The organism is Pseudochelatococcus contaminans, assembly GCF_014195635.1.
In the GTDB taxonomy this organism is placed as follows: Bacteria; Pseudomonadota; Alphaproteobacteria; order Rhizobiales; family Beijerinckiaceae; genus Pseudochelatococcus; species Pseudochelatococcus contaminans.
Window position 1 is genome coordinate 84,631 of sequence record NZ_JACICC010000006.1, and the last position, 12,610, is coordinate 97,240.

Below are 12,610 nucleotides of genomic sequence, written 5' to 3' on the forward strand. Positions count from 1 at the left end.
TAAAAGGACAGATACGCGCGCATCGACACTCCCGCATCGAAAAGATCGATAATGCCTGAAGATCTGTTTGAGGTGTCGGTGCTTGTGCGTCTGGCGAGGGGCGTGGACCTGCTGGCCTCGATTGGCCTGTTCGGCACGCTGCTCTACACATGGGCCATCGCGCTGCCGGCTCTGGTGGAAGCTGGCGAAAAAACGCGGTGGCGCGGCGGCGTGCGGAAAGCGGCCTTGCTACTGCTCGCGGTAAAAGTGGCCAGCAGCCTGTTATGGCTTTTCGGCCAGGCGCTGGCCATGGCCGGCGATGACGGGGCCATCGGATGGTCTGCGATCTCGCAGGTCGCGACAGGCACTCTTTTCGGCCGGGCCTTGATCGCGCGGGTCGTGCTGTTCGCGGCGGCGGTTGCGGTCGCCGGCTCATTGCTGTCTGGGTGGCGGGTCGCTCTTGCAACCGTGTTTGCGGGCCTTTCACTCGCTCTTCTGATCGAGCAAGGGCACGCGGCGGCCACGGATGACATCGTTCTGCCGTTGCTTATTGCTGTGCATGTCATCGCAGCCGGCGCTTGGCTCGGGGCGCTGGTTCCTCTGCTGCTTTTCGTCCACCTGTTCCCGGATTCGGCTGCCGTTGCGGCGCGGCGATTTTCCGGTCTCGGACTTGTGGCGGTTGTGGCTCTGTTCGCCACGGCGTGGGTGCAGTCGCTCTATCTCATCGGCGATGTTGGCGGGTGGTTCGGTACGACCTACGGAATTGTCGCTATCGGCAAAACGGTTCTGTTCGCGCTTCTGCTGCTGATCGCGGCTGCCAACAGGTTCATCCTGACGCCGAAGCTTGAAGGGGCAGGGGCCTCCCGCACGGCATTGCTGATTAGTATCGGGATCGAAACGGCTGTTGCGCTCGTGCTGGTGGCCGCTGCGGTGGTGCTTGCGACGCTGCCGCCCGGCAAGCATTTGCAGCCGCAATGGCCATTTTCGTTCCAGCCGGATTTCAGCAATATCCATATCTGGTACTACGGGCGGGAGTTGTGGCGCGTTGCCATTCTGGCCGCGGCGGCGGTGATTGCCGTGCTGTGCCTATTTTTCCGCCGCACGCGCATCGCCGGCCCGGTGTTGGCTGCGATCGTCGTCTTCGCGACACCGTGGCCGAACCTGCGGGTATTGGCGAAGCCGGCCTATCCCACGAGTTTTTATCGCTCTCCCACAGGTTATGCCGCGTCCTCGATTGCGCGCGGAGAAGACATCGTGCGGGCGAATTGCGTGCCAGAGTGTTTCCGCGCCGAGCTGGATCCCACCGATCTGTCATCCTACAACCTCTGGCGGCGGTCTGACGGCGATCTCTTCAGCTGGCTTGTCGACGTCTTCGACGTCAAAGGCTTTAGCCCCATGCCACACGGCACGATAGCGGCGCTGACCGAAAGACAACGCTGGTTCCTGATCGATTATTTCCGCGCACGCTCCACGGGCTTCGCCGTTCGTGGGCGGCAGGATTGGCCCTATCCGGTGCCGGCGCCCCGGTTTGATTTCGTGTGCGGCGACGGCAGCACGCGCACGATTGCCGACCTGCGCGGCAACGTCATCCACATCGTTGCCGCCACCGGGGATGCGCCCGTTACGCTTCCGCCGCCGCCAGCGGGAATTGGCCTGCGAACCGTTGTCCTCACCGATCAGGATTCGATAGCCCTCGATGCCCCGGACGTCTGTTTCAGCTCATCCCCGGATGCGTGGCGGGCATTCGCCATCGTGACCCATGAGGATGACGCCGGGCTGGACGGAACCAGTGTGCTGCTGGACGCGAACGGCTGGCTACGCCTGCGGGCACCGACCACGCGGCTGCTGACTGACGAGGATTTCTGGCGGGACACGGTGACCACGTTGTCGAAGGAGCCAATTCCCGGCGATGCCGGGGCTGGGCACAAACATTGACGCCAGCTTGAAACAAGATTGCCGCCGCGCGGGCAAGCCGCGGCGGCTGAACGCAGGACAACAAGCGAAGCCGTGAGACCCCGCAAGCTTTGAACGGGTTTTCCGGCCGCGCGGGTCTCGATATCACAGGAGGAATTTGCGCATGTCTCGTCTCGATCTGCTGAACGAACAGGTTCGCCGTATCTTCGACTATCAGGATATCAAGGTGGCGGACTGGGTGACGGCGCGCGAGGGCGTTGACCATAACGTGCTGATCGTCGGCGGTGGCCAGAGCGGGCTGTCGCTGGCCTTTGCTTTGGCACGCGCCGGCATCGGCAAAGTCAGCGTCGTGGATGCGCACGCAAAAGGCCAGGCCGGAATCTGGAAGAGAACGGCGCGCATGCGCACCCTCCGCACGTTGAAAACGCTGGTGGGGCCGGATATCGGGCTAACGGCGTTGTCTTTCCCGAGCTGGTATGAGGCCGTTCATGGGGAGGGGGCGTTTCAGGATGTGGCCCGCATTCCGCGCCTTGAATGGGATGCTTATCTGCAATGGTTTGCGGAGCGCACGCAAATCGATGTCCGCCACGGCGTCCGCGTCGTTGGTGTTGAGCCGGCGGGTGATGCGCTGCGCGTGCATCTCGATATCGATGGAACGCCCGCTGTCGAGATCACCCGCAAGCTGGTGCTGGCGAGCGGCATCGACAGTCTGGGCGGGGCGTTCATCCCGCCGATCATCAGCGGCTCGCTGCCGCAGTCCTTGTATCGGCATACGTCGGAAGAGATCGACTACAAGGCGCTTGCGGGTAAAAAAGTCGGCGTCATCGGTGCGGCGTCCTCCGCGTTCGATGCCGCCGCCGAGGCACTGGAGGCCGGTGCCGAGGCTGTGCATGTGCTGTCTCGCCGGGCGGAGGTTCCCGCGCTCAGCATTCTGCGCCAGCGCGGCTATCCCGGTGTCGCGGACCGCTTCCACCTGCTGCCCGACGCCCTGCGCTGGACACTTGTGAACACGGTGCTGCGCGCGGGGTCTCCGCCGCCGGCGGACTCCATTACCCGCGCCACCGTTTTCCCTAATTTCCACCTGCATCTCGGGGCGGAGTTGACGGATGTGTCCGTGAACGATGGGCGCATTCAGGCGCGTGTCAATGATGAAGCGTTCACCTTCGATTTCGTCATCGCAGGCACGGGCTTTGTCCAGCGCCCGGCGACGGCCCCGGCGCTGTCTGCCATTGCAGATGACATCGCGCTGTGGCGCGACCGTTATACGCCGCCGGCCGGGGAGGAAAACGAGGCGCTGCTGGATTATCCCTATCTTGGAACAGGCTTCGAGTTTACGGAGAAGGAGCCCGGTACCGCGCCTTATGTCGGCAGCATCTTCTGCTATACAAATGCGGCCCAGCTGAGTTTTGGCCGTCTGATCGGCGATATTCCGACCATCAAATGGGGCATTCCGCATCTGGCCAACGCCATTGGCGACAGCCTGTTCTTCGAGGATCAGCAGGATCACGTGCGGCGCATTACCGCGCCCGTGGCCGCCCCCGATTTCACGCGTGATGTTTATGCATCCTCGGTTTGGAATAACCGCGCTTCCGCCGCCAGCGAGGACAAGGAACAGCTTGCGGTGACATAACCGTGTGAAGCGGACACGAAAAACCCGGGCGGATGGCCGCCCGGGATCGTTGGAATAGCTGGCTGTCCAGAGCCTTTCGGCATTTCGTTGAAACGCCGAAAGGCTCTATCTTTTTGGTTTGACGCGTTTTCTTCACACAAAGCTGTATCCACTTTGCTTGAAAACGCTTTAAAACATACGCGCCGCATCAAGGCGCGGGGCTGCCGTGTAGCTGAAACACCGCATCGACGCGCTCTTCGATCTCGGGTGTGATCGTCAGCTCCTGCGAGGCAAGGTTGGATTTCAACTGCTCGATGCTGGTCGCGCCGATGATGTTGGAGGTAACGAACGGCCGGCTTGTGACCCAGGCAATGGCGAATTGCGCCGGGTCGAGGCCGAAATCGCGCGCGATGGCCAGATAACGCGACAGCGCCTCTTCCGTGCCGGGCTTCTGATACCGCCCGCCGCGATCGAACAGCGTGAGACGCGCCCCTGCCGGGCGGGCGCCGTTCTGGTACTTCCCTGTCAGGAAACCTTGCGCCAGCGGCGAATAGGCCAGCAGCCCCACCTGCTCGCGCGCGTGGAACTCCGAAAGCCCACCTTCATAGGTGCGGTTGAGCAGGTTGAAGGCGTTCTGGACGCTGACAACGCGCGGCAGATTGCGCGTTTCCGAAAGGTGCAGAAAGCGCGACAGCCCCCAGGCGGTTTCGTTCGACAGGCCGATATGGCGCACCTTGCCAGCCTTGACGAGCGCGTCGAGCGCCTCAAGTGTTTCCTCGATAGGCACTTCCTCGACGATCCCGCCGCGCACTGCATGGGCGGCATTGCCGAACAGCGGCAGCACCCGGTTGGGCCAGTGCAACTGATACAGGTCGATATAATCCGTTTGAAGCCGTCGGAGAGACTTGTCGATGGCCTCGTTGATGTTGCGCGCGTCCAGCCGGGGATAGGAACCGTCATCGCGCAGCCATGTGCGCTCGCTGGGGCCGGCGACCTTAGACGCAAGGATGACGCGATCACGGTTACCGCGTGCCTTGAACCAGTTGCCGATGATTGTCTCAGTCGAACCCTGTGTTTCCGCACGCGGAGGGATCGAATAGCTCTCCGCTGTGTCGATGAAGTTGATGCCCTGATCGAGCGCAAGGTCGAGCTGGGCATGGCCTTCAGCTTCGGTATTCTGCTCGCCCCACGTCATCGTTCCCAAAGCGATGCTTGAAACGCGCAAGTCGGTTCTGCCCAGCGGTCTGTATTCCGTCATTGATAGAGCTTCCAATACAGCAAGTGTGTTGATGTTATGGGGGGATAAAAGGATGAGACGGCGAAAAACGCCGTCTCATATGCCGCTCCGCCTGGAGCGGATGCGGTGCCATCCGGCAAAAGGCGCTTACTGCGCGCCTTCCTTGAAGTTGACGAGGCCGTCCTTCTGCAGCTCGTCCGTGATGTGGTCGCCCCAGCTGACGTAGGCTGCCAGACTGACGCGCCGTTCCTCAAGGGTCGGCAGCGGCGGCAGGGCTTCGGCAGGATCGATGGCCGGCTGATCGAGGCCGGTTTTCACCGGCAGGCCGGCGGCGATCCATGCCTGCGTTCCGCCGGCCAATGCCACGACCGGGCGCTCGCCATCGACAAGCTCGGCTGCCGCCAGACGTGCGATGGCGCCGTCGCCGGAGGTGAGGACGATGTGGCCATTGCCCGGAATCCGCGAGAGGTTGCGCGCCAATGTTACACGGCGAGCGACGTGCGAGCCGGGGATAAAATGGCGTTCGCGGAAATAGGGCGGCGGCGGGTCCAGATCGATCACCACGGCTTCGTCCGCTGTCAGAAGCGCCTCGAGTTCCGAGGATTCGATGGTTTTGGCGGCATCGGCATCTCGCAGCACGCGGATGTCGCCTTGTCCGGTTTCCGTCAACTCCTCGCGCGTGGCGGGATAGACATAGACATGCTCGTGCCCGAGCTGGATGAGCCACGAGGCCGTAATCCGCGAGCGGACCAGATCCGGGTCGTCGATCAGCACGATGCGGCCCTGACGCACTCCGACGAACCTGTCCGTGGTCTGCACGAGTTGCCCTCCGGGGGCGGAACGCGCGCCGGGGAGGTGGCCCTGTGCATATTCGTCAGCCGTCCGTACATCGAACAGATAAAGCGTTTGCTCGTTCTCCGCGGCGCGGAAGGTATCGAGTTCGGCCTTCGTCAGCGTGCGGATACCGAAGCGGTCAACCAGCGTGGATGCCGCTTCGCTGGCGCGCGCGACGCCTTCCGGTGTCGGGCGCGCTGCCTCGGCGCTTGCGCCGCGCGCCGGCTCGAAGCCCTCCAGCAGCCATGCCGAGGTGCCGTTTTCCAACGATACGACGGGATTGGGAAAACCGGCGTTGCGCAGCGCCTGTGCGCCGATGATGGCGCGTGTACGCCCGGCGCAGTTGATCACCACAGGCGTATCGGGTGAGGGCACTTTGTCGAAAATGCGGTAAAGCAGCTCGGCTCCCGGTGCGGCGATGCCACCGGGAATGCTGATGTGGTGAAACTCGTCCAGCGGGCGTGTATCGAGGATAACCAGTTCTTCGCCCGCTTCGATCCGCGCGTGCAGATCCTGCGCGCTGATGCGCGGCGTGTGGTAGCGGCGCTCAATGAATTCGCCCAGCGCCTTGCTCAGCGCATACTGGCCTGTGATGAGGATGTTGCCGGCGCGCTGCCAGCCCTCAAGCCCGCCCTCAAGGACGCGCACATCCGTATATCCGAGGGAGAGCAAACGCCGCGCAGCGGCGAAGGCCAGGTCGCCGCCATCGTCATCGGTCACAACCACACGCACGCTGCGACGGGGCAGCAGGCTATCGGCCTGCGTTTCGATTTCGCCGTAGGGCAGTTCGACGGAAATGGAGATATGTCCCTGAATGTAGCGATCGCCGGTGCGCGCATCCACCACGGCGATTTCTCCGCCATCGAGAGCTTCGGTACGCAGCTCCTGCGGCGTGATGACGCCGACAGGCGTCGCGTTGGCTGTTGCGGGGGCTGGTTGAATGTTGAGGCTCATGACGGCAGATCTCCGTGGTGGCGGGAAAGCGGTGGGATTCAGGCGGGGTGCGGCGGCCGGGCGAGGCCCAGATGATCGCGCAGGGTGGACCCGCTGTATTCGGTGCGGAAAAGGTTGCGGCGGCGAAGCTCGGGCACAACGTGATCGACGAACAACTCGAAGCCGTCGAGGTACGAGTCCATATTGAGATTGAACCCGTCCGCCGCGCCGGTGGTGAACCACGCCTCGATGTTGTCGGCGATCTGCTCCGGCGTGCCGACCACGACGCGGTGGCCGCTCAAGGCGTTGCGGCCCAGTATCTGGCGGACTGTCAGATTATCCCGCCGTGCCTCCAGAACGATGTTCTCAAGGAAACCGCGTGATACGTGCGGGCTGATGGTGTCCAGAATGTCGTCCGGCAGCGGGGCATCGAGTTCCAGCCGCTCGGGATCGACCCCGAACCGCTCGGCGAGCCGGATCTTGTCGGCTTCGGCGTCGAGAAGGTCGTCGAATTCCTTCTTGCGCGCCCAGGCCTCCTCCTCCGTGCTGCCCACGACAAGGTAGAGGCCGGGCAGAACGATGAGATTATCGGGGTTGCGGCCAAAGCCTGCGGCAAGCGTCTTGACGTCGCGATAGAAGTCACGTGCACCCTCAACCGTCCGCTGCACCGTGAACAGCGCATCGGCCCACCGCGCCCCAAGACGCTTGCTGGCCTCGGAAGCGCCGGCCTGCACAATGACGGGCCGCCCCTGCGGCGAGCGCGGCACCTGCAACGGCCCGGTGACCGAGAAGGACGCGCCCTTGTGGTTGATCGGATGCACGCGGGCAAGATCGGCGTAACGGCCCGTTGTGGCATCGGCGAGCACGGCACCGTCCTCCCAACTGTCCCACAACCTGACGACGACCTCGACGAATTCTTCCGCGCGCCGGTAGCGATCCTCATGCGGCGGCAGATTGGCGAGGCCGAAGTTGCCCGCCGCAGTGTTGTGCTGGGTGGTGACGATATTCCATGCCGCACGACCGCCGCTGACATGGTCCAGCGACGCGAAGCGCCGGGCAATATGATAGGGGTGATCGAACGTGGTCGAGGCGGTCGCGACAAGCCCGACATGTTTCGTTACCCCCGCCAGCGCAGTGAGCAGGATCGTGGGATCAAGCGCGTTCCATGGCCTGAATGCGGCGGCTTCATCAAGCCCCGGCTGATCGGCAAAGAAAACCGCATCGAAGGTGCCGCGCTCCGCGGTGCGGGCAATGTCGAGAAACCCTTCGATATCAACGACGGCATCGGGATTGTTTCGCCGCCGCCAGGCGGCATTATGCCGTCCTGAAGGTATCACGTTGGCATTGAGATGAAGTTGCCGCGCAGCCGGGCGACCGGATTGAACATGAATGGTCAAAGGAGGATATCCGGGACGATTTGAGGAATATAGTCTATTATGTCTATATTATAACTAGAGTCAATTGCGTCCCGGCTCCTATGTCGTTTCTGCGCAGCCAGGCCAAGCGGCGGTGGGCGTTGCGGTATGGCGCTGAACATCAAGCGGGTGCTTAAACGTCGATATCTCTCGCATTGTTCCCGAATCAGAATATATATTATATAGAATTTATGAACTAGATTCGATGCGCGGCATTGGTCGATAGGCGCTTGTACGAGGCATTCATTTGGCGGGATATTACTCGCCTTGCCGGTGATGGGTTGTTCGTTGTCGCGCGATTTTTCCAACATTCCAGAAATTGGACGGAAGCAACATGACCGCTGCCACGCAATCCCGCCCCTCAATCAGTTTCGAGCACGACACGCCTGAGCTGGCGGAAGTCTATGACCAGACGAGTGATCGCCAGTTCGAGCATGGCAAGAATGTTCTTATCCCCAGCCTGAATCTGCAACCGGGTGAGCATGTTCTTGACGTTGGCGCGGGCACGGGACGTCTGGCCGAATATGTCGCCTCCATCGTCGGCCCGTCTGGGCGCGTGGTTGCCGTCGATCCGCTGCCGTTGCGGGTCGATCTCGCGCGCAGGCGGGCCAATGGCCGCTTTGAGGTGAGCGTTGCGCAGGCAGAGGATCTCTCCGCATTTCCGGACGAGAGCTTCGACGCCGTGTATCTCAACAGCGTGTTTCACTGGGTGCAGGATAAACCGCGCGCGTTGGCGGAAGCCCGGCGCGTTTTGCGCAAGGGTGGCCGGATCGCGTTGAATACGCAAAACCCGGACAAGCCGCATGATCTGCGCTATCTCGTCGAGGAGGCAGTGACCGCCGCTGGCCTGCCATTTTCGGCGGAACAGGTGCAGCCCACGATAGGCGTGCCGCAAACCGAGCTTGAGCCGTTGCTGACCTCCGCCGGGTTCGTCGATTATGCTGCGACATTGCATAGTTTCGACACGCTCTATTCTGAAGTGGATGAGTTGATTGCTCTGTCCACCAGCAGTTCATTCGGTAATTTTCTTGCCGTGCTGTCGGATGACGAGCGTGAACGTCTTCGGCTGGCGATTGAACAGGTGCTGGAGCCGAAACGCTCATCCGGCGGTTTCAACCTGACGCGCTATCTGACCTTCCTCACCGCGCGTAAACCGCAGGACTAAAACAGAGCTTTAACTGGCCTCAACCGGCCTCGACCGATGGCTGACCGACCGGCGCCTGGCGCCGGATATCGGACCCGAACGCATGCGCGCACGAGAACGATCGCGGCAAAGATCGTGGCAAGCAACACAATCCGAATTTCGATTAATTGACTAATTTAGTATATAGACAGACTAAGTAGACAATGACATGATGCCGCATCACTGCTGCTGCTGGCCCGTTTTTATGGCGCCGCGAGCGCATGATGTTTGATCAGGAGCCGAATGAATGAGTGACGCAGGTATTCTGCCGGTGGAAGAGTCCACGGCGGCGACCGGAGCCACGGCTATCAGGCCGCGTTCCCCCGAATTATCGGAATTGATAGAGGCTGTCGCGGCCGATGCGGTTGCACGCGACCGGGGGGAATTGCCGGCACAGCCCGCGATTGAACTCGTGCGTCAGGCACGCCTCGGCGCATTTCGCTTGCCCGTGGAGCAGGGGGGCGGCGGCGCGTCGCTGCCGGAACTTTATGCGCTGATCATCGATCTCGCCGCTGCCGATTCCAATATTCCGCATATCCTGCGCAATCACTTCGCCTTCGTCGAGCGTGCCCTGCGCGCGCCGGGCAGCGACAAGTTGCAACGCTGGCGGGAGAAGGCGCGGGACGGCAAGTTGTTCGGGCTTGGCGCCAGTGAACTCGGCATCCAGAATATCGGCTCGGGCTATGTAGAAACCCTGCTGACACCGCAGGGCGATGGCTATGTGTTGAATGGCCGCAAATTCTACAGCACCGGCAATTACTACACCGATTTCATCGTGGTGCAGGCACGCACGCCGGAAGGCGAGCCGGTGTCGGCCGTGGTGCGAACCGCTCAGGCGGGTGTCAATGTCGACGACGATTGGGACGGTATCGGCCAGCGGCTCACGGCCAGCGGCACATCCATTTTCACTGATGTACCCGTTGCAGCGGGCGATGTCCTGTTCCAGTCGGAGCAGGAGACGCGGCTGCCGTTCAACGCGACGTTCGCGCAGCTCTACCTTACCTCGATCGTGACGGGCATTCTGCGTCGGATCGTGCAGGACGCGACGGCGCTCGTCAGCGGCCGGGGTCGCAACTATTACCACGCCGTGGCAGAGCGCCCCGCAGACGATCCGCTGTTGCAGCAGACGGTCGGGCGGCTGGCGAGCGTGGCCTATGTCGCGGAGGCCGCCGTGCTGCGCGCCGCCGAGGCTCTTGGTGACGCATTCGCCAGTGCATCTGCGGGCAAGGCGGATGTCGCGCTGTTCGAAGAGGCTGCGCTGCGCGCCGCAAAGGCGAAGATCGTCATCGACGAACTCGCGTTGAGCGCGGCCACGCAACTCTTCGACGTAGGCGGGGCTTCGGCAGCCACGCAGAGCAAGTCTCTCGACCGGCACTGGCGCAATATCCGGACGATCTCGTCGCACAATCCGCTGGCCTATAAGGCGCGCGCCATCGGCAACCACGTCGTTAACGGTGCGGCATTGCCGAACGGGGCGTTTTTCTAGAACACTTCGGCGCTTCAACAGAAGCGCCGACAATCTCTATCCCGCTGTTCCAGTGCGATTTATTGGCGCGATACCGCGTCCGCCTCGCTTGAGAACGTTTCAGGCGCTTTTCCGTGGCCCGCCTGCCCGGCAGGGATGCGGGCCCAGAAAATGGGGATGAAAACCCGAATGAGCACACTCTCGGAAAACACAATCGGGCAACGATCCGGCCGCAATGGCACGTTGCTGGGCCTTGCAGCCGCTGGGGCATGGGCGCTCGTGGCGGCCACGACAGGCCTGCTGCCGGACGTGGGCGACTGGCCGGAGACGGAAAATCTGGCGATAGCCGGAGCCATTATCGCCGTGCTGCTGGCGGCGTCTGCGCTGTTGCAGCGGGTATCGCCGGCATTGGGCCGGTGGCTTGTCGATAAAAGCCCTTGGCTGATCGCTATCGCGCTGTTCCTGTCCGTCTGGCAGCTTGCATCGGCAAAACTGGGCTGGCTTCCGCAGCCGTTCTTTCCGCCGCCACAAGGCATTATCGAGGTTTTCACCTACGATTACGCTGAACTTGGCATCAGTCTGGTGGCTTCGGCGCAGCTGCTGATCGTCGGTTTCATCTATGGCGGTGTGGTCGGCTTCATCGGCGGTGTGGCGCTTGGGTGGTCGCAACTTGCGGCATACTGGATACACCCGATCCTGCGTTTCGTCGGCCCGCTGCCCTCTACGGCGTTGCTGCCCATCATCTTTTTCGCGTTCCCGTCCAGCTATAGCGCCAGCATCTTCCTTGTGGCGCTGGCTGTGGCATTTCCCATGACTGTGCTGACATGGTCCGGTATCGCCAGCGTCAACCCGGCCTATTATGACGTGGCCCGCACGCTTGGGGCATCGCCGCTGGCGCTGGTGCTGAAAGTCGCGATCCCCGCATCCCTTCCATACGTCTTCGTCGGCCTGTTCATGGCGCTGGGCGCGGCATTCTCGTCGCTGATGGTGGCGGAACTGTTGGGCGTTAAAGCCGGTCTGGGCTTCTTCATTCAGTGGTCGCAGGGCTGGGGCTCCTACAACAGCGTGTTCACGGCGGTTCTGGTGCTGGCGCTGCTCTGCTCTTTCTCAATTACGGCGTTGTTCAAAATCCGGGGGCGCGTGCTCTCCTGGCAGAAAGGTCTCGTCAAATGGTAGCCTCCGCGCTTGCTCAAACGTCGCCGGAAACGCTTGCGCGTCCCTCCGCCGGTGCCTCCCTCGACATCGACAACGTCAGTCACGCATTCAATCTGGACGGCTCGACGCTGCACGTTCTGGACCACGTATCCTTCGACGTGAAACCCGGTGAGTTCGTGGCGTTGCTGGGGCCTTCAGGCTGCGGAAAATCCACCCTGCTGCGCCTGATCGCAGGTCTTGAACCGCCCAACGCCGGCGCTCTCAAGGTGAACGGACAGACGATCACCGGGCCTGATCCCTCGCGCGTGGTGGTGTTTCAGGACCCTACGCTTTATCCGTGGCGCACGGTGTGGCGCAACGTGGCGCTTGGGCCGGAGGCGCAGGGCAAGTTGAAGGAAAGCCGGGGGCGCGTTGATGAAGCCATCGATCTCGTCGGCCTTGGCCAGTTCTCGAAGGCGTATCCGCACCAGTTGTCCGGCGGCATGGCGCAACGCGTTGCGCTGGCGCGAGCGCTGGTCAACGATCCGTCCATTCTCATTCTCGATGAGCCTCTGGGCAAGCTGGACTCGCTGACGCGTCTCACCATGCAGTCCGAGCTGGTTTCCTTGTGGCAGGAGAAGGGCTTCACCGCGATCCTCGTCACACACGACGTCGAGGAGGCGCTATTCCTCTCCACCCGCGTCATCATTTTCAGCAACCGCCCCGCGCGGATCAAGGCCGATTTCGAGGTCGACCTTCCGTATCCCCGCCACCGTGGCGATCCGCGCCTTGCGGAACTGCGGCACCGGAGCCTTGCCGAACTTGGATTGGACTCGACGTGGTGAACGGGCACGCGCCCTGCGTAACGGCCTTTTCGTCTTCGCAAGCATTGTCCAGTTGAACAGGA

The 12,610-nt window shown here is 62.3% G+C and carries 9 protein-coding genes; 6 read left to right on the plus strand and 3 right to left on the minus strand.

Going from position 1 to position 12,610, the window contains the following annotated elements:
- Positions 1 to 51: 51 nt before the first annotated feature.
- Together FHS81_RS12525 and FHS81_RS12530 are read left to right on the plus strand one after the other, a co-directional pair.
- Positions 52 to 1,914, plus strand: a complete 1,863-nt coding sequence (locus FHS81_RS12525) for a CopD family protein (protein ID WP_183753433.1) — start codon at positions 52 to 54, stop codon at positions 1,912 to 1,914.
- Between the two features lie 142 nt (positions 1,915 to 2,056).
- Complete coding sequence (locus FHS81_RS12530; RefSeq protein ID WP_183753435.1) at positions 2,057 to 3,523, plus strand: NAD(P)-binding domain-containing protein; 1,467 nt, start codon at positions 2,057 to 2,059, stop codon at positions 3,521 to 3,523.
- A gap of 187 nt (positions 3,524 to 3,710) precedes the next feature.
- Here the strand turns inward: FHS81_RS12530 and FHS81_RS12535 are convergent, their stop codons facing one another.
- From FHS81_RS12535 to FHS81_RS12545, 3 genes are all read right to left on the minus strand, one after another.
- Positions 3,711 to 4,760, minus strand: coding sequence for an aldo/keto reductase (locus FHS81_RS12535; protein ID WP_183753437.1), 1,050 nt, complete (start codon positions 4,758 to 4,760; stop codon positions 3,711 to 3,713).
- Between the two features lie 126 nt (positions 4,761 to 4,886).
- A complete protein-coding gene (locus FHS81_RS12540) occupies positions 4,887 to 6,527 on the minus strand; it encodes a rhodanese-like domain-containing protein (protein ID WP_183753439.1) in 1,641 nt (546 codons plus the stop codon).
- Between the two features lie 38 nt (positions 6,528 to 6,565).
- Positions 6,566 to 7,903 carry an LLM class flavin-dependent oxidoreductase gene (locus FHS81_RS12545; RefSeq protein WP_210281671.1) on the minus strand — a complete coding sequence of 446 codons (1,338 nt, stop codon included), beginning with the start codon at positions 7,901 to 7,903 and terminating at the stop codon, positions 6,566 to 6,568.
- A gap of 352 nt (positions 7,904 to 8,255) precedes the next feature.
- Here FHS81_RS12545 and FHS81_RS12550 point away from each other — a divergent pair, with 352 nt between their 5' ends.
- From FHS81_RS12550 to FHS81_RS12565, 4 genes are all read left to right on the plus strand, one after another.
- Positions 8,256 to 9,086 (plus strand): class I SAM-dependent methyltransferase, encoded by an 831-nt coding sequence (locus FHS81_RS12550; RefSeq protein ID WP_183753441.1) that lies wholly within the window; start codon positions 8,256 to 8,258, stop codon positions 9,084 to 9,086.
- Positions 9,087 to 9,351: 265 nt separating this feature from the next.
- Positions 9,352 to 10,590 (plus strand): acyl-CoA dehydrogenase family protein, encoded by a 1,239-nt coding sequence (locus tag FHS81_RS12555; RefSeq protein ID WP_210281672.1) that lies wholly within the window; start codon positions 9,352 to 9,354, stop codon positions 10,588 to 10,590.
- A gap of 168 nt (positions 10,591 to 10,758) precedes the next feature.
- On the plus strand, positions 10,759 to 11,745 hold the full coding sequence (locus tag FHS81_RS12560; protein WP_246374994.1) for an ABC transporter permease: 987 nt from the start codon (positions 10,759 to 10,761) through the stop codon (positions 11,743 to 11,745).
- Complete coding sequence (locus tag FHS81_RS12565) at positions 11,739 to 12,548, plus strand: ABC transporter ATP-binding protein (protein WP_183753445.1); 810 nt, start codon at positions 11,739 to 11,741, stop codon at positions 12,546 to 12,548. Before FHS81_RS12560 ends, FHS81_RS12565 begins: the two co-directional genes overlap by 7 nt.
- Positions 12,549 to 12,610: the final 62 nt, after the last annotated feature.